Origin of the sequence: Halorussus sp. AFM4, assembly GCF_051194995.1 — an archaeon.
Classification (GTDB): Archaea; Halobacteriota; Halobacteria; order Halobacteriales; family Haladaptataceae; genus Halorussus.
On record NZ_JBNTJT010000001.1, the window covers coordinates 1,341,766 to 1,366,015 of the forward strand.

Below are 24,250 nucleotides of genomic sequence, written 5' to 3' on the forward strand. Positions count from 1 at the left end.
CTTTCTTCTCTCGGAGGGACGGGAAGATTGATAACTGCGAGACGGCTACCACTTTCAAAAGATGTCCGGGAGCAGTATCGTCGACGAGGACACCGCCCGCGCCGTCAACAGCGGTCGCGAGACCGTCGGAGCGATGCTCTCGACGGCGCAGGCCCACCTCCAGAAGGTGTTCGTGGTCTTCCTCGTCGGCTTCGTCGTCTCCTTCTACGCGCTCCGCGCCGCCGGCTGGCCGTTCCTCAAGAACGTGACTAAGGCCCAGATGGCGCCGGAGATCGCCGAGAACGTCGTCATCATCGCGGTGACGCCGTTCGACGTCATCCTGCTGCAGGCGAAGATCGGCGCGGTCGCCGGCATCGTCGTCGCGCTCCCGGTGCTGCTGTACTACTCCCGGGACTCGCTGCGGCAGCGGTCGTGGTACCCCAGCGGCCGCGTCTCCCGGTGGAAGATCGCGGTCATCGCGCTGCTGGCGCTCGCGCTGTTCGCAGGCGGCATGCTGTACGGCTACGGCGTCTTCTTCCCGGTGATGTTCGAGTTCCTCGCCCGGAACGCCATCAACGCCGGGTTCAACCCGCGGTACTCCATCGTGAAGTGGACCGAGTTCATCGCGTTCCTCTCGCTGTCGTTCGGGCTGGCCGCCGAGCTCCCGCTGGCGATGAGCGGGCTCGCCTACACCGGCATCGTCCCCTACGAGACGTTCCGCGACAAGTGGCGCTACGCCATCCTCGGCATCTTCGTGTTCGGAGCCGTCGCGTCGCCGCCCGACCCGTTCACCCAGATCATGTGGGCGACCCCGCTCATCCTGCTGTACGGGTTCAGCCTCTACCTGACGAAGATAGTCGTGACGCTGCAGCGGGGCAGCGAGCGGCTCAGCTTCGCCGACGTGGTCTGGGACAACGGCATCCAGATACTCGGCGTCGCCGCGCTGGCGTTCCTGGTGGTCCGGCTGTTCCTCACGCGGGTGGGGATCGAGACCGTGAACGCCGAACTGCCGACGAAGTACGCGCTCCCGACGGTCGGCGAGGCGCTGGGCCTCCCGCGGGCCGACGCGGTGCTGGTGGTGTCCGGGGCGGTCGCGCTGGTCGCGGCCGTCGCGGCGTTCCTCTACTACCTGACCGGGGCGCTCGACGAGGCCGCGAGCGCCGCGATGGCCGCCGGGGCGTCCCCGACCGCGCCCTCCGCGGGCGCGCCGGGCAGCATCGACCTCGAGAACCTCGACGCCGGCGCGGTCCGGGCGGCCCCGCCCGAGATCTTCGTCGAGATGAGCGAGGAGGAGGCGGTCGGCTACGCCCGCGAGGCGATGGACGACGACGACCCCGAGAAGGCCCAGGCCATCCTCGACCGCTACGACGAGCTCAGCCCCGAGGACGAGGCCGACGAGGGGGCTGACGAGGAGGCGGCGGCCGAGGCCGCGGCCGGCGCGGAGGCGACCGACGCGAGCGCTGACGCCGGGACCGACGAGGAGGTGCTCGAGACCGAGCCCGCGGAGTCGGGCAACGTCTTCGAGAGCACGGCCGCGGGCATGGCCAACGCCTTCACCGAGGAGGAGACCACCGAGGACGACATCGGCGGCTGGTACTACGACATCCGGTTCATCGTCGAGAGCCTCACCTCGAAGATGATGTACCTCGTCGCGGTGTTCATGGCCGTGCTCGCGTCGGTGTTCGCCTTCCTCTACCGGGGCGGCATCGGCGCCATCCGGGAGGACTTCCTCTCGCGGCTCCCCGCCGAGGTCCGGCCCGAGATGGGGTCGGGCGAGACGGTGCTCAACATCGTGCCGCTCCACCCGGTCGAGGTGCTGGTGTTCGAGGTCAAGATCTCGACCCTGCTGGCGGCCGTGGCGGTGCTGCCGCTGCTGCTCTACTGGTCGTGGCCCGCCATGAAGGAGCGGGGCATCGCGTCGGGCGACCGCCGGGTGTTCGCGCTCTGGACCGGCGTCATCGCGCTCGGGCTGATCGGCGGGAGCGCGCTGGGCTACGCCGTGGTCGCGCCCAGCGTCATCTCGTGGCTGGTCGCCGACGCGGTCCGGGCCGACATGATCATCTCCTACCGGGTCAGCAACTTCTTCTGGCTCGTGTTCTTCACCACGGCGGGCATCGGCCTGCTGGCCGACATCCCGCTGACCATGTGGCTGTTCGAGCGCGGCGGCATCGTCTCGTTCGAGGCGATGAAGGACCGCTGGCGCGAGGTCACCATCGCGGTGTTCGCGGTCGCCGGGCTGGTGACGCCCGACAGCCTCTACACGATGTTCCTGCTGGCCATCCCCATCTCGCTGGCCTACCTGGTCGGCATCGCCGGCCTCTGGGTCGTGACGCTCGGCGGCCGGCGGTAGGGCGGTTCTGGCTCGGTTGTTTTCGGGAGTGTTTCGACACCGAGGTTGGCGCGCCGGTGTGGCCACGAGGGCCACGCCGAGCGTGCGAGGGACGAGCGAGCATAGCGAGCGAGGAGGCTGGGGAGGTGTGAGGGCGGTGCTGTGCGGTTGCGGTAACTCATTGGTGACGGCAGTAGCTAGCGGCCTCCCAGACGCGGCTCGGAATTAGTTCGTGACAAACTTCCTCCTACGTTCGTGGTCACATCCGTAGCGACATCGAACAGTTAAAAACACCGAGCGATAATACCAGGGTATGAGCAAGATAAGCGTGGAGGTGCCCGACGAGCTCCTCGCGGACGTCGACGAGCACGTCGGCGACGACGGCAAGTTCGTGAACCGCAGCGAGGCGGTCCGGGCGTCGCTCCGGAAGATGCTCGACCAGCTCGACGAGATCGACGAGCGCCACGGGAGGCTCGAGGATGACTGACCGAGCGCCAGCGGGGTACCGGGACACCACCCCGTTGCCCACCGGTCGCATCGCGCTGGTCGCGCTGTTCGTCACCGCGCTGGTGACCGCCCAGCTCACCGCCTCGAAGCTGCTGGGCTTTGCCATCCCCGTCGAGCTCCCGTTCACCGGGGCGATGCTGGCGATGCCCGGCGCGGCGCTGGCCTACGCCGTGACGTTCTTCGCCTCGGACTGCTACTCCGAGCTGTACGGCCCCGAGGAGGCCCACAAGGTGGTCAACGTCGGGTTCGCGATGAACTTCGTGATGCTGGCGCTGGTGTACTCGACCATCGCCGCGCCCGCCGCGCCGTTCAGTTCGGTCGACCCCGCGACGTTCGAGGCGGTGCTGGGCGCGAGCCTCAACATCGTGGTCGCCAGCGCGCTGGCCTACATCGTGAGCCAGCACTGGGACGTCCGGGTGTTCCACGCCATCCGCGAGCGCACCGGCGGCGACCGGCTCTGGCTCCGGAACGTCGGCTCGACCGCGAGCAGCCAGCTCCTCGACACCGTCATCTTCGTCGGCGTCGGGTTCGCCCTGATGCCCGCACTCCGGGGCGGCAGTCCGATGGCGCTGAACGCGCTGCTCGGCCTCGCGCTCGGCCAGTACCTGCTGAAGCTCCTCATCGCGGTGGCCGACACGCCGTTCGTCTACGCCGTCGTCGGCTACCTCCGGTCGCGGGGGTCGGCCGCGGCGCCCGCGGCCCGGACCGCCGACTGAGAGGGACGCCGAGCACGGGCACCGACGTCGCACCGCGATTTCTCGGGCGTTGATCTACCGAAACACGGACACGCGAGACCGACACCGATACACCTTTCCGGCCGCCATGGCACCGTGGCGTACATGCGACGCAGAGCCCTCCAGTTGCTCGCAGTCAGTTGCCTCGTCGCCCTCGCCGGCTGCTCCGGCGCGCTCACGGACGGCGGCGCGGGCGGACAGACCCTCGACGACGTCAGCTACCCCGCGGGCGTCTCGGCGAACGGGACGAACGTCTCGGCGCTCGCCGACGCCCACGAGTCGTACCTCCAGAACCGGAGCCTCTCGCTCTCGGTCAGCTCGACCATGAACGCGTCGTCGGGTAACCGGTCGGTCGCGCTCGACGCGAAGGTCGGCGCGGACCGCGACAACGTGCTGGTGAACGGGACCGCGATGGGCCAGCAGGTGTCGGTGTACCTGACCCCCGACCGGCAGTACACCCGGATCGCCGCGGGGAGCGGCGAGGCCGCTTACCGGGCGACCAACCGAACGCCCGGATCGGCCCGGCTCATCCCGTCGTCGTACTCCGGCGCGGGCTACCTCGGCCAGTTCGGCGGCGTCGCCAACTTCACGCCGACCGGCGTCCGGACGGTCGACGGCACCCAGCTGATCGTGCTCCGGGCCGACGGGAGCAACGCCACCGCGACCCCGGCGGCGAACGTCACCGACTACGAGGCGACCATGCTCGTCGACGAGCACGGCGTCGTCCGCTCGGTGACCGTCGAGGCGACCAGCCGGCGCAACGGGCAGCAGGTCCGGACGAACTACTCGCTGAACGTCTCGGACGTGGGCGAGACGACGGTCGACGAGCCCGCGTGGCTCGACGAGGCGAAGAACCAGACGAGCGGTTGAGTGGTTGGCTTTCCGGCCAAAAACCTTTCCTCGCTCCGCTAAAGTGAATCAGACGGATATGCGAAAACTACTCGGCGGGGTGACCGCGCTCTTCGGGCTCGCCGTGACGGCGCTCGGCGCCTGGATGCTGGTCCGCGGTCCGTTCCTCGGCGGCCCGGCGCTCGAACCGACGGCGATGCTCGCCGCGCTGACCGCGTTCCTCGTCGGGGTGGTCGTCCTCTTCCGGGGCCTGGTCCGGTGGGCCGGCGTCGGCGCGCGGCTCTGAGCGCCGGCCGCGAACGACCCCGACAGTTCTGTGGTCCGACCGTTCTCCCCGTCCATCCGGTTTTTCCGCCTGCGCGTCGATGCGTCGGCATGGGCACCGACGGTCTCATCGAGCTCGACGAGTCGTGCTGGTCGGCGCTGGCGAAGTACAACCTCGTGCTGGCGACGCTGTTCGGCGTCCTGCTGCTGGTGGTCCGGCAGATCGACCCGGGACAGGCCCGGCTGTTCCTGCTGATAGAGAACGGCGTGCTGGCGCTGGTGTTCGGCGCCGTCCAGACGTACTGCTGGATCTCGCGGTAGGCGGGGCGACCGACTGCAGGAGCGGACTCGTCCGCGACCGGCTCGAACGCGACCGGCCCGGGAGCCCACCGCCCGCGGCCGGCTCAGACCCGCTCGGCGAACCCGAACCGGGGCTTGACCTCGGTGACCTCGACCTCGACCGTCTCGCCCGCCTCCGCGCCGGGGACGAACAGCGTGAAGTTCTCGACCTTCGCGACGCCGTCGCCCTCCGACCCCTCGTCGACGATCTCGACCTCGACGACGTCGCCCGCCGCGACCGGCGCGGTCGTCCGGCCCTTCGCGACCAGATACACCTCCGAGGAGGAGTCCCGGGAGGCGTCGGGCCGGAGCGTCCGGACGTACTGGAACTCCGCCTCGAGGTCCTCGCGGAAGTCCTCGAGGTCCTGCCCCTCGAACACCTTCACCGCGAAGTCGCCGCCGGTGTCGAGCACGTCGAGCGCGGTCTCGAACGCCTGGCGCGCGAGGTGGACCGACCGGGCGTGGTCGACGCTGTACTCGCCGGTCATGTTCGGCGCCATGTCCGAGAGCACGACGTCGACCGCGCCGCCGGCGACCTCCCGGACCTCCTCCTTCGTGGACTCCTCGGTCATGTCGCCCCGGATCGTCTCGACGCCGTCGACGGAGTCGATGCGCTGGAGGTCGACGCCGACGACGGTGCCCGACTCACCGACCTCCTCGGCGGCGACCTGGAGCCACCCGCCGGGCGCGGCCCCGAGGTCCACGACGGTCTTGCCCTCGTGGAGGAGGTCCTCCTCGCGGTCGAGCTGCTTGAGCTTGTAGGCGGCCCGCGAGCGGTAGCCCTCCTGTTTCGACTTGTTGTAGTAGTGGTCCTTCCCCGACATCACTACCGCGACGTAGTCCCGCGCGGTTAATACGTTGCCCGGTCGTCGACCGCGTCGGGCGTTCGACGGCCGATCCGACCCGAAATCGCTATCGAGAAGAGGGACGAACGGTTACAGTCGACATCGACAGATACCGGGTTGCGGGGTGGACTCGGCGACGGTCGCCGACCGACTGGACGCCGCAGCGTCGGTACGCGAGAACACCGCCGAAGTGGACGATGACAGCCAACGACTCCTCACCGGACGACGAGACGGTGCAACGACTGGTAGCCGAGATCGAGGTGCCCGCGCCGGCCATCGGCCTCGCCGCGACGCTGGCGGACGCCCCCGACGTCGTGGTCGAGGGCGACCAGCTGGTGCCGAGCTGGGAGGACCAGCTGCCGTACCTCTGGGTCACCGACGGCGACCTCGCCGCGTTCGAGGACGCGGTGGCCGACGACCCGACGGTCGCGGGGTGCGAGCGGACCGCCTCGTTCGACTCGGGGTCGCTGTACGACGTCGAGTGGGCCGACGCCGACCGCGGCCTGCGGGCGTGGCTGCGGCGCAACGAAATCCCGATCCTGGAGGCGGACGCCAGCGGCGCGACCGGGGAGTGGCAGCTCAAGCTCCGACTGGAGTCCCGCGACCGGTTCACCGACCTCCAGGCGTACTGCGACGCCGAGGACATCGGCTTCGACCTGCTCCGGCTCTACCCGCTGGAGGCCCCGAAGGTCGGCCAGTACAACGTCTCGGAGAAGCAGCGCGAGGCGCTGCTCGCGGCCCACGAGATGGGGTACTTCGAGATCCCCCGGGAGTGCAAGCTCGGCGACGTGGCCGACCGGCTCGGCATCTCGACCCGGTCGGCGTCCGAGCGGCTGCGCCGCGGGCAGGCCAACCTCCTGACCGACACGCTGCGCATCGGTCACTCCGCGACGCGCGGCCCGGGCGAGACGGGCGGCCGGAGCGCGTAGCCCGCGTCGCCGGCGCCGTCAGGGTTTAAACACCTCGGCCTCTGAAGGGGCGGGCCTATAGTCGCGATAGCCCAACGTACAGACAGATGGGCGACTGTAGCGCGGCGGACGACGCGGTCGGAACGAACGACAGCGAGCAGGTCTCCGAGCTTCTCGACGCACTCGCCAGCCGACAGCGGCGGCTCGCGCTGCGGTGTCTCCGCGAGTGCGAGACGCCGATGGCGGTCGCGGACCTGACCGACGAGCTGGTCCGGCGCGAGCGGGGCGCCGACCCGGAGGACGTTCCGGACGCGCGCGACCGGATCTACGTCCAGCTCTACCACAACCACCTCCCGAAGCTCGTCGAGGTCGGTGCGGTCGTCCTGGACCGCCGCGCGAACCTGGTCGAACTCGGCCCGGCGGCGGCCGACCTGCGACCGCTCCTCGACGCCGCGGACGAGGAACGCGGGGGATCGACGCGCCGGGAGCGGGGTGAGGACGGCGGCTCACCGGCGGCCGGGGACGGCGAGAGACGGGGAGTCCACGGCACGAACGACGAGGGGCGGAAGGAGTCGGCAGTAGCACACCTCCACCGTGCGCTGGAGGCGACGGCCGACGACGAGACGGACTATCACGTGCGGCAGGCCCTGCAGCTGCTGCGCATCGGCGACGGGTAGCGGGTACAGAACGAATCAGGTCGGTCGGGGGTCGAACGGATGGCGTCGGTCCGGCGGAACCGCCTCGGCCCGCCATCGGGCGGTCGAGATCGCCGGGCGGGTCAGGGTTCGACGTCGACGGGGTCGGACGACTGGATCCACTCGCCGTCGTCGCCGTCGGCCTCGATGACGTAGACGGGGCCGTGCTGGGGGTCGTAGTCGCTGTAGCCGGTGCGTTCGGAAGCAGTGTCGAATCTGGATTCGGTCATGGGAGGGGAGATGGGGAGCGCGGTCGGCAGTTGGTCGCTCGTCGCGTTACGGTTCGACGTCGACGGTGGTCGCGGCCTGTATCCACGCCTCGTCGTTCTCCGTGTCCTGGATGACGGCCACGGTGCCGTACGAGTCTTCGTATTCGACGAGGCGGTAGCGGGGGTCGGGGGTCGCGTACTTCTTCGGGGTTGGTTCGGTCATGCTGGGTCGGGGGTCGTTCGATGGGTCGGGAGTCGGGGTCGTTCGTTGGGTCGGGAGTGGCTGGTCGGGAGTCGTCAGTCGCGCGCCGCCTGCCACTCGGTCTTGCACGCCTCGGTGCAGAAGAGGTAGATGACCACCTCTCCGCTCTCGGTGACCCGCGTCGTCGTGGGGTGCCACTCCGAGTCCGCCACGACGGCGTCGCAGGTGGCGCATACCCGGACGGGGTCGGCGTCGGGGGTCTCGCGGAGGGACGCGTCGGCGAGGGAGTCGTCAGTCATTCGCCGTCAGCCGCGGCGCGGCGGCGTCGGCGGCCGGCGTGGCGGAGACGTCGACGTCACCGGTGGACGAGACGGTCACGACGCAGTCGGCGAACTCGAACGCCACCTCGACGCCGGTCGAGCCGCGGCCGACGTGGGGCGGGCGGTTCACGAGCGCCTCCAGGGCGTCGGGGTCGACCGCGTCGTAGAGCGGCGGCAGCGCCTGGGGGTCGCGGTCGGTCGCGTCGGCGACGGCGGTGACGACGTCCTGGGTGACCGAGTCGACGGGGGTGTCGAGGATGTGTTCGGGCATGGTGTCTCTATCCTATCGGAGGGGCGTCCGCACCATAGCCCTGTCCTGTTTCTGTATGCGTCGTCGCTCCCGCGGCCCGCATAGCTATTCACGCCCGTGGCGGAGCGGCCGTTCGCGGCGGGAAGCACCGGGCTTACGACGGGATCCCGCGGTCGTTCGGTCCCGCGAGGACCGCTCCGCCGGACTCCGCGTGCTCACTCGCCGTCCCGGTTCTCGAACACCATCTCGAGGAGCTTGCGCTCCCCGCTCCGGAGGTGGCGGTTCACGGTCGGCTGGGAGACGTCGAGCAGCTCGGCCACCTCGCTCCCCGAGCTCCGCCGGGGCGACTCGAAGAAGCCCGCGTAGAAGGCCGTCCGCAGCACCTCCTCCTCCCGGTCGGTCAGCCGGTCGGCGTAGTGGGCGCGGAACTCGGCGTCGGACTGGATGGGGCGGTCGAGCTCGCGGCGCGCGACCAGCTCGACGCCGTCGTGGGTGTCCAGCATCATCCGCAGGAACGGCTGGGTGTCGCCGCCCTGGGGCAGTTCGACCGTGAGCGACGCGCCGGTCGGCGTCGCCGTCAGCTCGGTCGGGTACGCCCCGTAGTCGAGCAGCCTCGCGAGGAAGGTCTCGGTCCCGACCGTGGCCTCGAACAGGTGGCCCTCGTCGGTCTCCGAGACGTGGGTCGGGTCGGAGACGGCGGCCGAGCGCGCCGCGAACTCGGCGACCTCGCTGACCGACGCGCCGTCGACGACGAAGAACGCGCGGAGCGACCCGTCGTCGCGCTCGACCAGCGACTCGAGCCGCACGCTGCTCTCGGTCTCGCGCGCGAACTCGGCCACGACGAGGTCGGGGTCCGCGATCTCGAACCTGAGCTCGACGGTCGAGTCGCTGGCCAGCGCCGCGCTGCGCTCGACGGCGTTCGTGGCGTACGCGACCATCTGGCCGAGCTCGTCGAGCACGTCGACCTCCAGGTCGTCGAACGCGTTCGCCTCCCCGGCGTACAGGGTCAGCACGCCGTACAGCAGGTCCCTGTAGACGAGCGGCACCGAGATGCAGGCGCGGTAGCCCCGCTGGAGGGCCTCCTTGCGCCAGGGCTCGAACGGCGGGTTCGTCGCGAGGTCGTTGTGGACCTGGAGCTCGCGGGTGGCCGCGGCCCGGCCCGGCGGGCCGCTCCCGGCCGGCCCGTCGGCCCCCGCGGTCGCGACGGCGTCGAGGTAGCCGCGCTCGACGCCCGCCGACGCCCGGGGCCGGAGCTCGCCGCCGGTCGCCGCGGGCGTGCCGATCCACGCGAACCGGTAGGGATCGACGTTCACCAGCTCGGTGCAGACGGCCTGTTCGAGCTCCTCGCGCGACTCGGCCCGGACCAGCGCCGTGGTCAGGTCCCGGATCACGTCGTTGACGCGGTTCAACCGCTCCAGGGTGGCGACGTGGTCCTCCAGTTCGGCGGCGCGGTCCCGGAGGTCCGCCTCCCGCTCGACCCGGTCGAGCGCGGTCTCGACGTCGGCCGCGAGCAGCGACAGGACGCGCACGTCGTCCCGGTCGAAGGCGTCGGGCGTCGTCGCCCCGCTCGCGACCACGCCGTACGGCCCGATCGGAACGGCGATCAGGCTCCGCAGCGGCGTCTCCGCGTCCGCCACCGCCTCGTCGGTCCGGGTGTCCGCGCAGGCGAGGCGCTCCTGGGACTGGTAGACGTCCCACAGGACGGACTGGTCGCCCCCGAACAGCGCACCGGTGTCCGACGCTATCTGGGGCACGTCCGGCGTGTGGGAGACGGGCGAGAGACGCCCCGCGTCGGCGTCGTAGAGGTACGCCGTCGTGTGGAGGTTCGGGAGCACGTTGTTCGCGGTCGCCATCGCGAGGTGGCAGACGCCGTCGGCGGTCTCGACCGCGGTGAGCGACTGGGCGAACCGGTGGAGCTCGGAGAGCCGTCGCTCCTGGCGCTCCCGGTCGGAGACGTCCCGGAGGATACCGGTGAAGAACCGCTCGCCGTCGGCGGTGAACTCGGTGAACGAGATGCTCAGCGGCACCTCCGAGCCGTCCTTGCGCTTGCCCGGCAGTCGGACGTCCGTCCAGTCGAGGTTCCGCTCGCCGGTCTCCAGGTAGTCGGCGAGCCCGTCGCGGTGTCGGTCGGCGAGCCCCGGCGACATGACCGTCGACAGGGGTTCGCCCTCGAGCTCGTCGGGCGAGTAGCCGAGGATGCGTTCGACCGCGGGGTTCGCGAAGCGGACGGTGCTCGCGGCGTCGATGGTGAGGATGCCGTCGGAGGTGGCGTTCGCGAGTGCTCGCAGCTGCGCCGTCGCCGGGGGAGCGGGTGAGCGCGTTGTCCGGTCCATCGTATCGTCGCGTTGTTATTTGCGTACGTTCCGTCGGGAGAAAAAGGATGTGGCCGGCGACCCCGACTGCGACCGCCGCCGTCGGGCGACGGGCGGTCGGGCTCGCCCGTCGCCGGGCCCGGTGCGGTCGCCGCCATCGCAGGGGGAGAACGACGGCGGCGTTCGAGCGACCTGCGCGCTCGCTGGCTGTTTCTCTCCCCACGCGCACGCGCCCGAACGGGTCTTTTTTATGCCGGGGGTTCGTACCTCCGGCCAAGATGTTTAAGGCTATCGTGAGCGCCGACACGCTCAAGGACACTATCGACTCCGTGAGCGTGCTGGTGGACGAGTGCAAGATCCACCTCGAAGAGGACGGGCTGGCTATCCGGGCGGTCGACCCCGCCAACGTGGGGATGGTGGACCTCGAACTCGACGCGGCGGCCTTCGAGTCCTACGAGGCCGACGGCGGCATCATCGGCGTGAACTTAGACCGGCTCGAGGACATCGCGGGGATGGCGAGCGGCGACCAGCCGGTCCACCTCGAGCTCGACGAGGAGACCCGCAAGCTCCACATCCAGATCGACGGCCTGGAGTACACCCTGGCGCTCATCGACCCCGACTCCATCCGGCAGGAGCCCGACATCCCGGACCTCGACCTCCCCGCCGAGATCGTGGTCGAGGGCAAGGACATCGACCGGTCGGTGACGGCCGCCGACATGGTCAGCGACCACATCGCGCTGGCGGTCGACGCCGACGCCGAGACGTTCGTCGTCGAGGCCGAGGGCGACACCGACGACGTCCGGCTCGAACTCGACCGCGAGGACCTCGTCGACCTCCAGGCCGGCCCCGCCCGGTCGCTGTTCAGCCTCGACTACCTCAAGGACATGAACAAGGCCATCCCGAAGGACGCCGAGGTCACCATCGAGCTCGGCGAGGAGTTCCCGGTCAAGCTCCACTTCGACATCGCCGAGGGCCAGGGCAACGTCACGTTCATGCTGGCGCCCCGCATCCAGAACAACTGAGCAGCGTTTTCTCGTTTCTACCCGTCCGTCGTTCGCTGACGCCGGTCGCCGTCTCCGATTGCTGCCTCCGGTCCGCCGGGACGCGCGGCGGCGGACCTCCCTTCAGTCCCTCTCGGGCTGTCCGAGCAACAGAACTATGACGGTCTCGCGCGTCGGGGGCGGCACGCATGGACCGGAGCGAGTTCGACGAACTGGTCTCGTCGCTGACGCCCCACGAATCGGCCGGCACGGTGAACACGTACCGGAACACGGTCAGCATCGCGTGTCCGGCCTGCGAGGAGCCGTTCGACGACCTGGTCGTCTGCCAGGGCGAGTACGACAGCCTCGAACTGAGCAAGGTGCTCGACCTCTGCGTGACGACCGTCGACGACGACGTGCTGCTGTTCACCCACCAGCACTGAGGACGGACTCGCGCCGATTCGCGGGGAGTCGCCGGCACTCGCCGGCGTCGAGCCGCCGCGCTACAGGCTCCGGTCGATGACCGCCTTCGCGGCCTCGGCCTTCTCCTTCCAGCCGTAGCCCGACTCGTAGACGTGGCGCTTCTTGTTCACCAGCTCCTGCGGGGACGCCTCCTCGAACCCGCCGCGGGTCCAGGTCCCGGTGTCCCGGAGCCAGTCGACGACGCGCTCGCGGGTCTCCTCCCACGAGAGGCCGACCATCTCGTACCAGGCGATCATCGCGAACACCGCGTTGTCGTGGGCGCCCGGCACCGACCCCTTCTCGGCGACGGTCTTGATGGGCTCGACGTTCGGGTCGGTGACGTGCTCCTTGTACTCGGCGGCGGTCAGCAGCTCGAGCTGGCCGTCCTCGGTCTCCAGCACGCGCTGCTCGTGGCGGAGCCGGTCGAGCGCGGCCCGGTGGAGGCTCGACCACCGGCCGTGGACCGCCTCGGGGAGCGCGTCCTCGGGCAGCGCGGTGCCCGACAGCACGGCCAGCACGTCGGTGTAGGCCTTCTCGATGTCGGCCCGAGCCGCCCCCTCGAACTCGCAGTCGGGCCCGTGGAGGCTCGTGGTGGTCCGGCAGTCGGGACAGGGGTAGTCGAACCGCGGCACGACTGGGAGTGTGTCGCCGGTGGTACAAAACTGGTCTGATTCGGCTCGCGGGGGAGTCAGGGGCGGGAAACGCGCGGCGCGAACTGCGGCGAGTCAGGCCCGGACCAGCGCCCGCACCAGCTCGAGACCGTCCGAGAGCGGCAGGGCGGTCGTCGGCGCCTCGACCCGGTCGGCCCACCGCTCGTAGGCGGTCTCGTCGGGGAACGCGTGGACGTACGGACAGAGCGCGCCGTACGTCTCCTCGGGCGTCGGAGCGCCGCTCTCGCCTCCGGCGCTCGGGTCGGTCTCGGCCACCCCGAACGACAGCACGGCGTCGGCGGGGTCGGTCTCGATGCGCTCGCGGGTCGCCCGGGAGGTGACCGTCTCGCCCGTCTCCGGACCCTCCGAGGTCACCTCGACCTCGCGGTCGCCCTCGCCGGACACCTCGGGCAGGAACGGGAGCATGAACGCGTCGAGGACGCAGACGAACCGGTAGGTCTCGGTGCCGGTGGCCGTCTCGATCGCGGCGCGGTGGCGGCCCGCCTCGTCGTGGCAGAGGTCGGCGACGCTCGGTGGCCACTCGTCGCCGAACGCCGCGGCGACGGCGTCGGTCCACGCGCCGAAGGTCTCGGGCCGGTCGTCGGCGCCGAACAGCGTCCGGAGGTTGTCGGCGATCTCGGGCGGGAGTCGCCGGTCGAGGACCGGGTCGAGGTCGGCTGCTTCGGTGCTCGCGTCGGCAGCGGTGGAATCGGATTCCGACATCACCTTCGCTTTGAAGACCGAAGTTCTTATACTGTCGAGTCCGAAGTAATGGACCGACTTCGAGGAACCGAAGCCATGGCTAACGAACCCGCACAATTCGACGCCCCGGACGACCCTGCCTGTTACTGCCGCCTCGGCGGCGTGATGGAGCTGCTGAGCAGCAAGTACGCGATGCAGGTGCTCTGCATCGTGAACGCGACCGGCCCGACCCGATTCCGGGAGATCGAGTCGCTGCTGGGCGACGCCAGCACCTCCACGCTGTCGGCGCGGCTCGACGACCTGGCCGCGGCCGACCTGCTCACCCGGACCCAGTACGACGGGATTCCGCCCCGAGTCGAGTACGACCTGACCGACGACGGCCGGGAGCTGGCCGAGCGGCTCGGGCCGGTGCTGGAGTGGGTCGGCGAGCGCGAGGGCGCCGTCGGGGAGAGTTAAGAGCCCGGGTTGCGTGGTCCGACCATGAACGGGACCGGAACCATCGAGGCCGTCCACCTCGCGCCCGAGTCGGGCGCCGACGCCGAGTCGGTCGAATCGGTCGCGGCGCTCGCCGGCCGGGGCCTGCGCGGCGACCGCCACTTCGACGGCGACGGCGCAGATTTGACCCTCATCGAGGCCGAGGCGATCGAAGCCGCCGCCGAGGAGGCGGGGATCGACCTGGGCGACGGCGCCCACCGCCGGAACCTCACCACCCGCGACGCCGCGCTCAACCACCTCGTGGGCGAGCGGTTCCGGGTGGGCGAGGTCGTCTGCGAGGGCGTCGAGCTCTGCGAGCCCTGCAGTCACCTCGAATCGCTCACCGCCGACGGCGCCGTGTCGGCGCTGCTCCACCGCGGAGGCCTGTGCGCCGACATCGTGGAGTCCGGCGACGTGGCGGTGGGCGACGAGCTCGAACCGGTCTGAGGCAGCCCCACCGCACTCCGCCGACTACCCGTACCCCTCGCTCTCGACCCACCGCTCGGGCACGCCGACGCTCCGGACCGCGTCGAGCAGCCCCTCGACCATGACGTTGGTCCCGCAGGCGTACACCTCGACGTTCCCGGGGTCGATGCGGGCGTCGACGTCGTAGTTGGGGTCGCGCTCCGCCACCTGCTCCATCGCGGGCGGGAGGTCGGCGTCCGCGACCGCGCCGTCCTCGACGTACTTGAGCAGGGTCTGCTGGACGTAGGCCGTCTCGCCGTCCCAGTCGGTAAGGTGCTCCTCGCGGGAGAGGGTCGGCACGAAGTGGAAGTTGTCGCGCTCGTCGTCCAGGCGTCGGAACTCCTCGCGGTACGCCACGTCGTCCTTCCACCCGGTGCCGAGGAACAGCCAGAGGTCCCGCTCGGTGCCACCCACCTCGTCGCGGCCCTCCTCGAAGGTGTAGTCGATCATGCTCTTGAACGGCGCGACCCCGGTCCCGGTGCAGAGGAACACCACGTCGCGCTCGGAGGGCTCGTGCATCGTGAAGTCGCCGTTGGGTCCGCGGAGGGTCACGCGGTCGCCCGCCTCGATCTCGTCGCAGAGGTCGCTGGTCAGCGTCCCGCCGGGCACCCGTCGGATGCACATCTCGACGGCGTCGTCGTTGGGCGAGCAGGCCACCGAGTAGGGCCGCGGGGTCTCCTCGTACCGCAGCGTGACGTACTGGCCGGGCGCGAACTCGATGTCGGTCTCGGCCTCCTGGAACCGGACCCGCACCAGCGACGGGAACTGCCGCTGGGCCCGCCGGCGGAGCGTCGATATCTTCTCGGTCAGCGCGTTCGACGGGTCGTGGCCGTCCCACGCCTCCCGGAGTCGCTCCCAGTCGACGCCGCCCTCGCTGCCGGCCTCGTCCAGCAGTCGCTGCTCGCCCAGGTTCCCCAGCGTCTCGCGGACCTCGTCGGCGATCTCGGCCCGCCGGTCGCGGTCCATCGGCTCGGCCAGCACGACCTCCGCCCCTTCGGTTATCATCGGTAGCGACTCGGCGGCCTCGTGCTGGGACATGTGATCCCGAGGGGTCACGGGCGGCTAGTCGGGACCCAGCCGATTAAATCGGGCGGCTGGACCCGTCGTCGACCGGGCCGGGCCCGCGGGACCCGTCGGCCCGTCGGCCCGGGTCCTGCGACGCCGACGCGCCGCTCAGTTCCAGGCCGCGCCGTCGGGGTCGACCAGTCGCTCGCGCTCCTCGATCGCGTCGATGCGGGCCACCTCGTCGGCCGAGAGGGTTGGCGGGTCGAGGTTGGCCCGGAGGTGGGCCTCGCCGGTCGCCTTCGGGATCGGGACCACGCCGTCGCGCTGGCGCAGCCACGCGAGGCTGACCGCCTCCGGCGTCGTCCCGCGGTCGGCCGCGATGTCGGCCAGCGCGTCCACGTCGCCGGCCTCGCCCTGCATCAGGGGCGCGTAGGCGACCACGGTGACGTCGCGCTCCCGGCAGTACGCCAGCAGGTCGTCCTGGGGGAGCAGCGGGTGCATCTCGACCTGGTTCGCGGCGATCGGCGCGTCCAGCAGCTCGCGGGCCTCCTCGAGCAGGTCGGTCGTGAAGTTGCTGACCCCGACGCGTGCGGTCTTCCCTTCCTCGCGCAGTTCGTCGAAGACCGGCAGGGTCGCCTCGGCGTCGTAGGCGCCCGTCGGCCAGTGGACGTACAGCAAGTCCACGCGCTCGACGCCGAGGCGCTCCAGGCTCCGGTCGGTGGTCTCGCGCACGTCCTCGGGCGCGAGGTTCGAGGGGTGGACCTTCGTCGCCAGGAAGACGTCCTCGCGGGGGACGTCGCTCGTCGCGATGCCCTCGCCGACCGCGGCCTCGTTGTCGTACATCTGGGCGGTGTCGAGGTGGCGGTACCCGATCTCGAGCGCGGTCCGCACCGTCTCGGCGCACCGGTCGGGGTCGTCGTTGCCGGACGTGCCGAGACCCGGACTCGGTATCGGGGCAGTCTCGTCCATACCCGACCCACCGGGCAGACCGTGATAAGGGTTGGTCAAGGGGAACCCGCGCCCGGTAATGGAGAAATACTTGAATACGGGGACCGCGGAGAGGTGGTATGGCAGACGAGGTGGCCGCCATCGAACGCTGTGCGTACTGTCGCGGGTACGTCCCGGTGACGCACGTCGACATCCCGACCAGGCGGACGGACGCCCGGCTCCGGGCGCGAGTCGCGGTCTGCGAGAACTGCTTCGGGGACGGCCGGTGAGGCCGTCTCCGGGCGATCGGACGGTCGGGTAGTCGAATCGTCGAGCGGTCGGTCGCGTCCGGTCCGGGGGCGTCGTCCCCGCGCCCGACCCCTACTGGGTCGCTTCGATCTCGTCCGTGACGTACTCCGCTTCCCACTCCCGGCGAGACTCGATCTCGCGCTCGCCGCGGTTGTTCAGCGTGTAGAAGTTGGTCCGACGGTCGCGCTGTCCCTTCTCGACGAGCCCCTTGTCCACGAGCGTGTCGAGGTTGGGGTAGAGCCGCCCGTGGTGGATCTCCTTCTCGTAGTAGTCCTCGAGTTCGTCCTTGATTGCCAGGCCGTGCGGATCGTCCAACCCCGCGACGACGTACAGGAGGTCGCGTTGGAAGCCAGTCAGGTCGTGCAAGGTTATCTCTCCCTCTTCTTCAAAGATAAGCCGTAATCTAATAAGTGTTCGGGCGGCGCTGAAATAATTCCCCGCGTGATAGAGTGCAAGAAGTGTCAGACACACATTTGGTATTCGTCACTTACCGATTCGAATTGTTCGGTCGGGGCGGCGATTCCACCGGTACTGGACCGTTTTCTCCGGGAATCGGCGCGCGACGCGTCACCGGACGTGACGCGTCGATCCGGTTCCCGCTCGCGATGGCGGTGCCGGAGTGCCGGCCCAGTCGGAAGCGCTCCGCCGGCCGCAGTCGAGCGGTCGGGCGCCGCCTACCCCGACGCCGGCTCCGACTCGCGCCCGCAGACCGGCGAGGCGACCGCCCGGACCGCCGCGACGGCCGCGAGGAAGACCGCGCCGAGCGCGCCGACCGCGACCAGCGCGGAGGTGGCGTCGGCCACCGCGCCGCCGAGGAGGTACAGCGGGAGCTTCACCAGCGCGTAGGCCATCGACGCCGCGCTCAGGACCGTGGCCCGGCCGACCGATCCCACCTCGTCGTTGAGGTGCTGGGTGACGATGGGGTGGAGGAGCGAGCGCGACCCCTTCAGGACGAAGAACGCCGGGAAGGCGAGCAGCGGCCACGCGAGGGGCGCGACCAGCGCGACGCCGAGGACGACCGGGACCGCGAGCACCGCGCCGCCGACCCCGAGGCGGTCCCGCACCGCGCCGGCGTAGTAGCCCGCGACCGCCGAGGCGCCCGCGAAGCCGGCGTACAGCAGTCCCATCGACGCGACCGGAACGCCGAGCGTCCGGGTACTGACCGGCTGGACGTAGGTGTCGACCGCCGCGACCGCGCCGAAGAACAGCGCGGCGTACGCGACGAACCACCGGAGGCGCGGCCGGGTCAGTTGCTCGCGGAGCACCGGCAGGGCGTCGCGGACGGTGAAGGTGTCGCGGTCCCCGTCTGCGGAAGAGACATCGGTCGCGTACTGCCGGTTCCTCGGGAACGTCAGCAGGACGAGCACGCCCGCGCCGTTGAGGGCGCCGGAGGCGAGGAACGGGTAGACGGGGTCGAGGCTGTAGAGGACGCCGCCGGCGAGCATCGTGAGGACCGTCACGGCCCGGTTGACCGACTCGCCGCGCCCCCGGACGTGCGCGAAGCGGTCCGCGGCGAGTTCCGAGTCGAGCGTATCGTAGAGCCACGCGTCGCCCGTCCCCGACCGGAACACCAGCGAGAGCGTCCAGAGGACGTACAGCGCGGCGAGGCCGAGGTACGAGCCGACGACTGCGAACCCGAGGACGGAGAGGGTCATGAACACGGAGCTTAGCAGCAGGCTGTCGCGCCTGCCGAGCCGGTCGCCGACGTAGCCGGTGGGGAGCTCGCCCGCCACGGTCAGGACCGCGTACAGCACGCTCAGCGACGCGATGGCGGTGTAATCGAGCCCGCGGTGGAGCAGGAAGAGGGTGAAGATCGGCGAGAAGAAGCCGAACGAGACGGTCGCCTGGTAGCAGTAGTACTGCAGGACCGGCGGGTCCGGGAGCCGGTCGGGCGCGAGCGACGAGGGCGAGGGCGTGCGGTCGGGCACGGCTCGACCGGGAGTTGTCCGGGCGCCGGCAAAAGCGCTCCCCGAACGAGATTCCTGTTCGAAGTCGGACAAAAGAGCGAAAGGGCGCGCCGGCCAACTCGGGACCGTGACCGAACGCGACGTCCCGTGGCGGCTGCTCGGCATCGGCGGCGCGGCGAGCCTCTGCTGCGTCGGCACCAGCGCGGTCGGCGGCGCGGCGCTGACCGGCGGGGCGGTCGCCGGCGGAGCGGGCGCGAGCGGTGTACAGGTGGCCGTGACCGCGCTGACCGTCGCGCTGCTCGGGACGGCCTGGCGGCGGTTCGGCCCCGACCCGGCCTGCGAGCGCGAGTAGCGGAGACCGAGCGACGGCGCGGGTGGTCGAGAGCGCGAGCCGATGGAGACGGTGGCTTCGGGTACGTACAGGATTAAAAACTTCCGAATGCGTTCGGGGGCGAAATCCGGAATTCCGGCCGCTGACCCGTTTTTAGCCCGGCCTAAATCTATTCCGGGTACCGATACGCTTAAATGAAGTACCGTGATTTAAGTACCTCGTCGCCGAACGGTGAGGTAGGTGAATTACGATGGCAATCGACCCGCAATTCAACGAAAACCGCGAGAAGGTTGACACTCACGAGGGCCACGACGTCTGGGGGCCGGTCGACGAGCCCGAGCAGCTCGGGATCCACGGCACCCACGTCGCCGTCGACTTCGACCTCTGCATCGCCGACGGGGCCTGCCTGGAGGACTGCCCGGTCGACGTGTTCGAGTGGGTCGACACCCCCGACCACCCCGAGAGCGAGAAGAAGGCCGACCCCGCCAACGAGGCCCAGTGCATCGACTGCATGCTCTGCGTGGACGTCTGTCCCGTCGACGCCATCGACGTGGACGCCGGCCGGGCCTGATCGGACTTCCCCGCTCTTTCTACTCCGGGAGACCAGCGCCGCGCGGGCAGTGGCGACCCCGAGCGACGCGCCGTGAGGGACACACTCCGAGCGACACGCTGCGAGGGATACGCCGCGAGGGATACGCCGCGAGCGACACACCACGAGATGCCGGCGCGTCGCGGTTGCGTCGCTGTCGGCGTCTGCGGCGTCTGTCCGTAGAATTGAGTCCGCGCTAGTGGCCGCGGCCGACGCTCGACTCGAAGGAGCTACCCGGTCACTGCGGTCGGTCGACGTCGAGTTCCTGCCGGAGGTAGGCCAGCGCGTCCGTCTCCGCGAGGTACTCGAACTGCTCGCGGAAGTGGGTCTCGCAGAGACCGACCCGCACGCCGTTCAGTTCGGGGGCGAACGACGCGTCGCGGTCGCAGTAGTGACACTGCATATCAAAGGCTATCCGGTCCGGGAATTTAACCTCTGCGTTCGGGGCGGGACCGGGGCGCCGGGACCACCCGGCTCAGAGGTTCACCGCCGACCGGAAGTGGCGGTACTCGGGCTTCGACAGCCCGGCCTTACCGAGTTCGTCGCCGTGGGCGTCGCTCCCGCCGGTCGGGATCAGGTCGTAGTCGGCGATGGCGCGCTCGACCGGCCGGGGGTCGACCTCCGCGTCGTAGGGGTAGTACCGCTCGACCGCGTCGAGGTACCGGGTCAGCTCCAGCGCGGACTCGGGGTCGTCGTAGCGGTACGGGTGGGCGAGCCCGACCAGCCCGCAGGCGTCCGAGAGCAGGTCGACGCCGCGCTCGAACCCGGTGACGTCGCGGGCGACGAAGCAGGGCCCGTCGGCGCCGATGAGGTCGTCGAACACCGCGCCGACCTCGTCGTAGTCGGTCTCGGAGTGGTCGACGACCGCGCGGGCGACGTGGGGCCGGCCCAGCCCCTCCCGGGCTTCGAGGTCGAGGTCGACGCCGAGGTGGTCCTCGACGTTCTCGATGATGCGCCGGCCCCGCTCCTTCCGGTCGGTCTGGATGCGGTCGAGCTCGTCGACGAGGTCGGGCGTCGGGGTGACGCCGTAGCCCAGCAGGTCGACGCGCTCGCCGGTCCGGGGCTCGACCCGGAGCTCGATGCCGTGGACCACCGTCACGCCCTCGAAGGCCGTGACCGGCGTCGGCAGCTCGGGGTGGAGGCGGTCGTGGTCGGTGACGGCCACGACCGAGACGCCCGCGTCGCGGGCCGCCTCGGGGACCTCCGACAGGCGCAGTTCGCCGTCGGAGTTGGTCGTGTGGACGTGGAGGTCCGCGAAGACGCTCATACCCCCAGAACGTGGAGGCCCGCCGAAAGCGCTTCGCAATCCGACCGGACGACGGCGCCGCGACAGGTCGCCTTAGATACCTTATATTCTGGAATGTCCTACCGCAGGAAGGTTTATCATTATCTTTGGTGTACGTGCTGTCGATGTCACTGAAGCAGGCGACGGAGCTCGTCCGTCAACACGACTACCCCGCGACGACCGACCAGCTCGCCGACTCCTACGGCGACTACGAGCTCGAACACCCCAACGGGTCCGAGACGCTCGGCGAGGTGCTCGGCCGCGTCGAGTCCGAGACGTTCTCGTCGCCCAACGAGGCCGAAGAGATGCTCTACTCCGCGGTGAGCAGCGAGGCGATCGGCCGGAAGGGGTACAGCGATCGCGACCCGACCACGCTCGGCACGGTGGGCCCGGGCCAGGTCAGCTTCTAGAAGGACGCCGCTTTTTCTCGGCAGTCCGGAACGCGGTCGGACCTCGGTCGGCACGCGACGGGGTCGACAGAATTCGAAATACGTAGTGCGAACGGTTTATCGAGCGTTCTCACACCGAAGAGCTAAAGATTACTCGTGCGACATTCGAAGGTGACAATGACGGACGATGAAACCACGATAACAGACTATCTGGGGATGTTCGTGTTTTTCCTGTCGTCACTCGTCGCCATCTTCATCGGTCCCCTCGAAGCAGTTCTGGCACTCGGGGCTTACTGGCTCTTCGAATCAGGGTCCGAAGACGCAGAGGTACGGTAAACAGAACCGATCTCTCCGCGCCGTATCCGCTTACAGGTCCAATCGGGGAAGTCCTCTATGGCCCTGCAGGGCTTACGCGCTGTATCACTGTGGAGTCGCAGATACGACTTCGGGATTGAAACCGCATCACCGCTGCTACACCCACTCGACGGCGCCGCCCAGGTCCAGCGGCAGCGACCCCTTCCGGTAGGCCTCGACGTGGCCGGAGGGTCGCGCCCGGAAGACGACCGCAGGCCGGTGGCGCACCTCCGGCTGCTCGCCCTTCACCGCGGCCCACTCGTCGTCCCGGAACCCCGAGCAGTCCACGAACAGCACCGCGCCGCCGCCGTGCTGCTGGAGCTGGCCGGAGGTCTTCGTCTCGGCGGTCTCGCGCACCGCCGCGACCGGCGTGTCGGCGTGCCGGCGGGTCGGCGGGCGCGGCCGGGTGACCTCGACCAGCGGCGACTCGCCGCCGCCGGGCGCCTCGGCCCGGAAGTCCAGCGAGTGGCCGGTCGTCACCTCGATCTCGGGAGTCACGTCGTAACCGGCGTCGGTGAGCAGCTTCGCGGCGGTGAACTCGCTCATCGCCGACGCCATCCGGACGGGGTCGACCTGCGGGCTGGTGCCGAGCTTCGACGCCATCTCGTAGCGGTAGTCGTCGAGCGCGCCGGTCCGGAGGAACGCCTCGTAGAACGACAGCGCCTCCTCGCGGGTCGCGTCCGGGAAGCCGGCGGCGTGCTCCCGGAAGAAGGTCCGCGTGGAGTGGCGGCCGTCCTTCGAGAACAGCACCGGCAGGAAGAACCACGAGAGGTGGGTGTAGTCGGCCAGCCACGGGTCCTCGACCCGGAGGTCGGCCAGCAGTTCGCGCTGGGCCCACCGGGCCACGGGGTAGGGGATCTCCTCGAAGGTGTACTTCTCGGTGTGCCAGAGCGCGGAGGGCGTCTCGGTGTTGCCGAGCCAGTAGGCCTCCCCGTCCGGGTCCCAGCAGAACAGCGCCAGGTCGCCGTTGCCCATCTCGAGCCGCCGGGCCTCGTAGCCCGACGGCCCGACGTAGTGGGGCGTCAGCAGTTGCGCGCCGAACTTCTCGTCGAGGGGGTCGTACAGGTCGCGTTCGACCCTGTCGTCGGTCCACCGCTCCGTGGAGCGGCGAAAGCGGAGCGGACTCGCCACGGACGTGTCTTGACGGCCGAGGAATTTACCTCTTGTGTCACGAGCGCCGGGTCCGCGGGCGGGCCGACCGGGCCGCCGCGACGCCGCGGAGTCTGCCGAGACGACGCCGGAACGCCGGCACTTTACGATACGAAACGTCAGTCGCGCGGGAATCGGGACTTAGGCCGGCCCCGCGAGCGATCCACCGCCGGTCGGGGGTCCGGGATCACCCCCGAACCGACCGCCACGCCGCGATTTTGACCTGGTTCGAGGAGCGAAAGTTACGTGATTATCCGTTACATTCATTACGGGGCGAGGCCTACCCATGAGTGTGGTTGTCATGTCAATGGGTGCCTATGACGAAGACGAACACGAACGCCGTGAACGCAAGAACAACACGGTCGACGTCAGCGAGGACGACGACCGGACGACGTATCACGGCTCCGTAGAATACGACTCCGGCGACTCCACCGAAGCGCTCCTCGACAAGTTCGAGGAGATCAAGTCCGGCAAGTAGCCCGTTCTGATTCTGCTCGGCGCTCGCGCTGGAACTCTCCTGTTTCCGCTCGACGCACGGGACGGCCAGCGGTTCGCTCGCGCCGGACGGGGACGGACGACGCGAACGGGCTGCCGGTCGACCCGGTGATCAACCGTCCCAGCCGGGCGTCTCGGGCGCGCCGCGGTCGCCCTCGACGCGCTCGGCCAGCGACGGGTCGGGGGCCGGCGTCCCCGCCTCGCCCGCCCGGTCGGTCCAGTCGGCGGTCGCGCGGCCGGCCCACGAGTCGGCCTCCCGGGCCGTCGCGAGTGCCGACTCGAACCTGTCGCGGTCGACGGTCGTCGTGCCGGGCGCGGCCGCGACGGCGGCCGCGACGAACAGCGCGCGGTCGTCGGCGGTGAGGTCGCCCGACTCGGCCCGGGCCACGACGCCGTCGAGCCGGTCGGGGTCCGGGAAGACGAACACCTTCTGGCCGAGCGCCTGCGGCCCGAGCAGGAACCCCCGGAGGTCCTCGGGCGGCTCGTCGTCGAGCAGTCGGTCGCCGCCGAACGCCGCCTCGACGCGCTCGCACTCGGTCTCCTCCTCCAGCGCGAGGTTGTGGCCGGGGTAGTCGGCGCACTCCTCCGGGTAGGTGTCGGCGTCGTGGATCCGGCACTGGAGGGTCGTCGGGTCGAGGAAGACGCAGGTGGGGAGCCAGGTCGGGTCGGCTTCGAAGGGCGCGACCGGCTTCGGGGGCTTGCGGAGGCCGAGGAAGAACGCGGGCCTGCCGTCGACGGCCGACACCGGCACGCCGTCGACCTCGACGCCCGACTCGTCGCGCCAGAGCCGCGGGGTCAGCGCGTCGGCCAGCCCCGCGTCGAGGAACGCCCGGGCGTCGTCGCGGGTCAGCGGCACGAGGTTGTGGACGTCGTCGAGCGGTTCGCGCGGGCCCCGTCGCTCGTGGTCGCTCGGGTCGGGCGCGACCGCGCGCCAGTCGATGCAGCAGCCCGCGCACCCCTCGCAGTTCACCTCCATGCTCTCCAGGAGGTAGGCAGTCGAGGAGCATAAGAAGACGGGGCGCCGCCGTCCGCGGA

34 protein-coding genes are annotated in these 24,250 nt (G+C 70.2%); 18 read left to right on the forward strand and 16 right to left on the reverse strand.

What is annotated here, in order from left to right; translation table 11 throughout:
* Positions 1 to 61 precede the first annotated feature (61 nt).
* The 6 genes from ACQUQF_RS06950 to ACQUQF_RS06975 all read left to right on the forward strand — a co-directional run bounded on the left by ACQUQF_RS06950 (position 62) and on the right by ACQUQF_RS06975 (position 4,983).
* Positions 62 to 2,329, forward strand: coding sequence for a twin-arginine translocase subunit TatC (locus tag ACQUQF_RS06950; RefSeq protein ID WP_435177115.1), 2,268 nt, complete (start codon positions 62 to 64; stop codon positions 2,327 to 2,329).
* Between the two features lie 292 nt (positions 2,330 to 2,621).
* Entirely contained in the window at positions 2,622 to 2,795 is a 174-nt protein-coding gene (locus ACQUQF_RS06955; protein ID WP_435177117.1) for a ribbon-helix-helix domain-containing protein, read from the forward strand.
* Positions 2,788 to 3,531 (forward strand): queuosine precursor transporter, encoded by a 744-nt coding sequence (locus ACQUQF_RS06960; protein WP_435177119.1) that lies wholly within the window; start codon positions 2,788 to 2,790, stop codon positions 3,529 to 3,531. The genes ACQUQF_RS06955 and ACQUQF_RS06960 overlap by 8 nt, the downstream gene beginning before the upstream one ends.
* 123 nt (positions 3,532 to 3,654) lie before the next feature.
* On the forward strand, positions 3,655 to 4,419 hold the full coding sequence (locus ACQUQF_RS06965) for a DUF7537 family lipoprotein (protein WP_435177121.1): 765 nt from the start codon (positions 3,655 to 3,657) through the stop codon (positions 4,417 to 4,419).
* Between the two features lie 58 nt (positions 4,420 to 4,477).
* Positions 4,478 to 4,684, forward strand: a complete 207-nt coding sequence (locus tag ACQUQF_RS06970) for a hypothetical protein (RefSeq protein ID WP_435177122.1) — start codon at positions 4,478 to 4,480, stop codon at positions 4,682 to 4,684.
* Between the two features lie 89 nt (positions 4,685 to 4,773).
* Positions 4,774 to 4,983 carry a hypothetical protein gene (locus ACQUQF_RS06975; protein WP_435177124.1) on the forward strand — a complete coding sequence of 70 codons (210 nt, stop codon included), beginning with the start codon at positions 4,774 to 4,776 and terminating at the stop codon, positions 4,981 to 4,983.
* A gap of 83 nt (positions 4,984 to 5,066) precedes the next feature.
* On the opposite strand, the gene ACQUQF_RS06980 is transcribed toward ACQUQF_RS06975, so the two are convergent.
* Positions 5,067 to 5,825: an SAM-dependent methyltransferase gene (locus tag ACQUQF_RS06980; RefSeq protein WP_435177126.1), complete on the reverse strand. Its 759-nt coding sequence runs from the start codon at positions 5,823 to 5,825 to the stop codon at positions 5,067 to 5,069.
* A gap of 218 nt (positions 5,826 to 6,043) precedes the next feature.
* Between ACQUQF_RS06980 and ACQUQF_RS06985 the strand changes: the two genes are divergently transcribed.
* Together ACQUQF_RS06985 and ACQUQF_RS06990 are read left to right on the forward strand one after the other, a co-directional pair.
* A complete protein-coding gene (locus ACQUQF_RS06985) occupies positions 6,044 to 6,775 on the forward strand; it encodes a helix-turn-helix domain-containing protein (RefSeq protein WP_435177128.1) in 732 nt (243 codons plus the stop codon).
* Positions 6,776 to 6,861: 86 nt separating this feature from the next.
* On the forward strand, positions 6,862 to 7,431 hold the full coding sequence (locus ACQUQF_RS06990; protein WP_435177130.1) for a DUF7344 domain-containing protein: 570 nt from the start codon (positions 6,862 to 6,864) through the stop codon (positions 7,429 to 7,431).
* A gap of 101 nt (positions 7,432 to 7,532) precedes the next feature.
* Here ACQUQF_RS06990 and ACQUQF_RS06995 read toward each other — a convergent pair whose 3' ends face one another.
* The 5 genes from ACQUQF_RS06995 to ACQUQF_RS07015 all read right to left on the reverse strand — a co-directional run bounded on the left by ACQUQF_RS06995 (position 7,533) and on the right by ACQUQF_RS07015 (position 10,763).
* Entirely contained in the window at positions 7,533 to 7,679 is a 147-nt protein-coding gene (locus tag ACQUQF_RS06995) for a hypothetical protein (protein WP_435177131.1), read from the reverse strand.
* A gap of 46 nt (positions 7,680 to 7,725) precedes the next feature.
* Entirely contained in the window at positions 7,726 to 7,881 is a 156-nt protein-coding gene (locus ACQUQF_RS07000) for a hypothetical protein (protein ID WP_435177133.1), read from the reverse strand.
* A 74-nt stretch (positions 7,882 to 7,955) separates the two neighbouring features.
* Positions 7,956 to 8,159, reverse strand: coding sequence for a DUF7576 family protein (locus tag ACQUQF_RS07005; RefSeq protein WP_435177135.1), 204 nt, complete (start codon positions 8,157 to 8,159; stop codon positions 7,956 to 7,958).
* Complete coding sequence (locus ACQUQF_RS07010) at positions 8,152 to 8,451, reverse strand: HalOD1 output domain-containing protein (RefSeq protein WP_435177137.1); 300 nt, start codon at positions 8,449 to 8,451, stop codon at positions 8,152 to 8,154. The genes ACQUQF_RS07005 and ACQUQF_RS07010 overlap by 8 nt, the downstream gene beginning before the upstream one ends.
* 194 nt (positions 8,452 to 8,645) lie before the next feature.
* Positions 8,646 to 10,763: a bacterio-opsin activator domain-containing protein gene (locus ACQUQF_RS07015; protein WP_435177139.1), complete on the reverse strand. Its 2,118-nt coding sequence runs from the start codon at positions 10,761 to 10,763 to the stop codon at positions 8,646 to 8,648.
* A gap of 257 nt (positions 10,764 to 11,020) precedes the next feature.
* Between ACQUQF_RS07015 and ACQUQF_RS07020 the strand changes: the two genes are divergently transcribed.
* Both ACQUQF_RS07020 and ACQUQF_RS07025 read left to right on the forward strand, forming a co-directional pair.
* Entirely contained in the window at positions 11,021 to 11,764 is a 744-nt protein-coding gene (locus ACQUQF_RS07020; protein ID WP_115798095.1) for a DNA polymerase sliding clamp, read from the forward strand.
* A gap of 167 nt (positions 11,765 to 11,931) precedes the next feature.
* Entirely contained in the window at positions 11,932 to 12,165 is a 234-nt protein-coding gene (locus ACQUQF_RS07025) for a DUF7385 family protein (RefSeq protein WP_435177142.1), read from the forward strand.
* A 60-nt stretch (positions 12,166 to 12,225) separates the two neighbouring features.
* On the opposite strand, the gene ACQUQF_RS07030 is transcribed toward ACQUQF_RS07025, so the two are convergent.
* The gene (locus ACQUQF_RS07030) at positions 12,226 to 12,816 is read right to left on the reverse strand and encodes a DUF7474 family protein (protein WP_435177143.1); all 591 of its coding nucleotides are present in this window, start codon (positions 12,814 to 12,816) and stop codon (positions 12,226 to 12,228) included.
* A gap of 93 nt (positions 12,817 to 12,909) precedes the next feature.
* The gene (merB, locus tag ACQUQF_RS07035; protein ID WP_435177145.1) at positions 12,910 to 13,557 is read right to left on the reverse strand and encodes an organomercurial lyase; all 648 of its coding nucleotides are present in this window, start codon (positions 13,555 to 13,557) and stop codon (positions 12,910 to 12,912) included.
* Between the two features lie 75 nt (positions 13,558 to 13,632).
* Here merB and ACQUQF_RS07040 point away from each other — a divergent pair, with 75 nt between their 5' ends.
* Together ACQUQF_RS07040 and ACQUQF_RS07045 are read left to right on the forward strand one after the other, a co-directional pair.
* The gene (locus tag ACQUQF_RS07040) at positions 13,633 to 13,992 is read left to right on the forward strand and encodes a winged helix-turn-helix transcriptional regulator (RefSeq protein ID WP_435177147.1); all 360 of its coding nucleotides are present in this window, start codon (positions 13,633 to 13,635) and stop codon (positions 13,990 to 13,992) included.
* Between the two features lie 24 nt (positions 13,993 to 14,016).
* Positions 14,017 to 14,457: an MOSC domain-containing protein gene (locus ACQUQF_RS07045; protein ID WP_435177148.1), complete on the forward strand. Its 441-nt coding sequence runs from the start codon at positions 14,017 to 14,019 to the stop codon at positions 14,455 to 14,457.
* A 24-nt stretch (positions 14,458 to 14,481) separates the two neighbouring features.
* On the opposite strand, the gene ACQUQF_RS07050 is transcribed toward ACQUQF_RS07045, so the two are convergent.
* Positions 14,482 to 15,531 carry an FAD-binding oxidoreductase gene (locus tag ACQUQF_RS07050; RefSeq protein WP_435177150.1) on the reverse strand — a complete coding sequence of 350 codons (1,050 nt, stop codon included), beginning with the start codon at positions 15,529 to 15,531 and terminating at the stop codon, positions 14,482 to 14,484.
* A 117-nt stretch (positions 15,532 to 15,648) separates the two neighbouring features.
* On the reverse strand, positions 15,649 to 16,449 hold the full coding sequence (locus ACQUQF_RS07055; protein WP_435177152.1) for an aldo/keto reductase: 801 nt from the start codon (positions 16,447 to 16,449) through the stop codon (positions 15,649 to 15,651).
* Positions 16,450 to 16,547: 98 nt separating this feature from the next.
* Between ACQUQF_RS07055 and ACQUQF_RS07060 the strand changes: the two genes are divergently transcribed.
* Positions 16,548 to 16,697 (forward strand): hypothetical protein, encoded by a 150-nt coding sequence (locus tag ACQUQF_RS07060; protein ID WP_435177154.1) that lies wholly within the window; start codon positions 16,548 to 16,550, stop codon positions 16,695 to 16,697.
* Positions 16,698 to 16,788: 91 nt separating this feature from the next.
* On the opposite strand, the gene ACQUQF_RS07065 is transcribed toward ACQUQF_RS07060, so the two are convergent.
* Together ACQUQF_RS07065 and ACQUQF_RS07070 are read right to left on the reverse strand one after the other, a co-directional pair.
* On the reverse strand, positions 16,789 to 17,082 hold the full coding sequence (locus ACQUQF_RS07065; RefSeq protein ID WP_435177156.1) for a helix-turn-helix transcriptional regulator: 294 nt from the start codon (positions 17,080 to 17,082) through the stop codon (positions 16,789 to 16,791).
* A 308-nt stretch (positions 17,083 to 17,390) separates the two neighbouring features.
* Positions 17,391 to 18,644, reverse strand: coding sequence for an MFS transporter (locus ACQUQF_RS07070; protein WP_435177158.1), 1,254 nt, complete (start codon positions 18,642 to 18,644; stop codon positions 17,391 to 17,393).
* Positions 18,645 to 18,750: 106 nt separating this feature from the next.
* Here ACQUQF_RS07070 and ACQUQF_RS07075 point away from each other — a divergent pair, with 106 nt between their 5' ends.
* Both ACQUQF_RS07075 and ACQUQF_RS07080 read left to right on the forward strand, forming a co-directional pair.
* Positions 18,751 to 18,975 carry a hypothetical protein gene (locus ACQUQF_RS07075; protein WP_435177160.1) on the forward strand — a complete coding sequence of 75 codons (225 nt, stop codon included), beginning with the start codon at positions 18,751 to 18,753 and terminating at the stop codon, positions 18,973 to 18,975.
* A 229-nt stretch (positions 18,976 to 19,204) separates the two neighbouring features.
* A complete protein-coding gene (locus tag ACQUQF_RS07080) occupies positions 19,205 to 19,525 on the forward strand; it encodes a 4Fe-4S dicluster domain-containing protein (RefSeq protein WP_435177162.1) in 321 nt (106 codons plus the stop codon).
* Between the two features lie 256 nt (positions 19,526 to 19,781).
* On the opposite strand, the gene ACQUQF_RS07085 is transcribed toward ACQUQF_RS07080, so the two are convergent.
* A complete protein-coding gene (locus ACQUQF_RS07085; protein WP_435177163.1) occupies positions 19,782 to 19,946 on the reverse strand; it encodes a DUF6757 family protein in 165 nt (54 codons plus the stop codon).
* A 72-nt stretch (positions 19,947 to 20,018) separates the two neighbouring features.
* Positions 20,019 to 20,810, reverse strand: coding sequence for a PHP domain-containing protein (locus ACQUQF_RS07090; RefSeq protein ID WP_435177165.1), 792 nt, complete (start codon positions 20,808 to 20,810; stop codon positions 20,019 to 20,021).
* Positions 20,811 to 20,953: 143 nt separating this feature from the next.
* On the opposite strand from ACQUQF_RS07090, the gene ACQUQF_RS07095 reads away from it, so the two are divergent.
* Positions 20,954 to 21,238 (forward strand): DUF5789 family protein, encoded by a 285-nt coding sequence (locus ACQUQF_RS07095; RefSeq protein ID WP_435177167.1) that lies wholly within the window; start codon positions 20,954 to 20,956, stop codon positions 21,236 to 21,238.
* 156 nt (positions 21,239 to 21,394) lie between these two features.
* Entirely contained in the window at positions 21,395 to 21,553 is a 159-nt protein-coding gene (locus ACQUQF_RS07100; RefSeq protein WP_435177169.1) for a hypothetical protein, read from the forward strand.
* A 135-nt stretch (positions 21,554 to 21,688) separates the two neighbouring features.
* Here the strand turns inward: ACQUQF_RS07100 and ACQUQF_RS07105 are convergent, their stop codons facing one another.
* A complete protein-coding gene (locus ACQUQF_RS07105; protein ID WP_435177171.1) occupies positions 21,689 to 22,702 on the reverse strand; it encodes a DUF5784 family protein in 1,014 nt (337 codons plus the stop codon).
* A gap of 319 nt (positions 22,703 to 23,021) precedes the next feature.
* Here ACQUQF_RS07105 and ACQUQF_RS07110 point away from each other — a divergent pair, with 319 nt between their 5' ends.
* Positions 23,022 to 23,198 carry a DUF5786 family protein gene (locus ACQUQF_RS07110; protein ID WP_321112431.1) on the forward strand — a complete coding sequence of 59 codons (177 nt, stop codon included), beginning with the start codon at positions 23,022 to 23,024 and terminating at the stop codon, positions 23,196 to 23,198.
* A gap of 129 nt (positions 23,199 to 23,327) precedes the next feature.
* Here ACQUQF_RS07110 and ACQUQF_RS07115 read toward each other — a convergent pair whose 3' ends face one another.
* Positions 23,328 to 24,191 carry a YkgJ family cysteine cluster protein gene (locus tag ACQUQF_RS07115; RefSeq protein ID WP_435177173.1) on the reverse strand — a complete coding sequence of 288 codons (864 nt, stop codon included), beginning with the start codon at positions 24,189 to 24,191 and terminating at the stop codon, positions 23,328 to 23,330.
* Positions 24,192 to 24,250 lie beyond the last annotated feature (59 nt).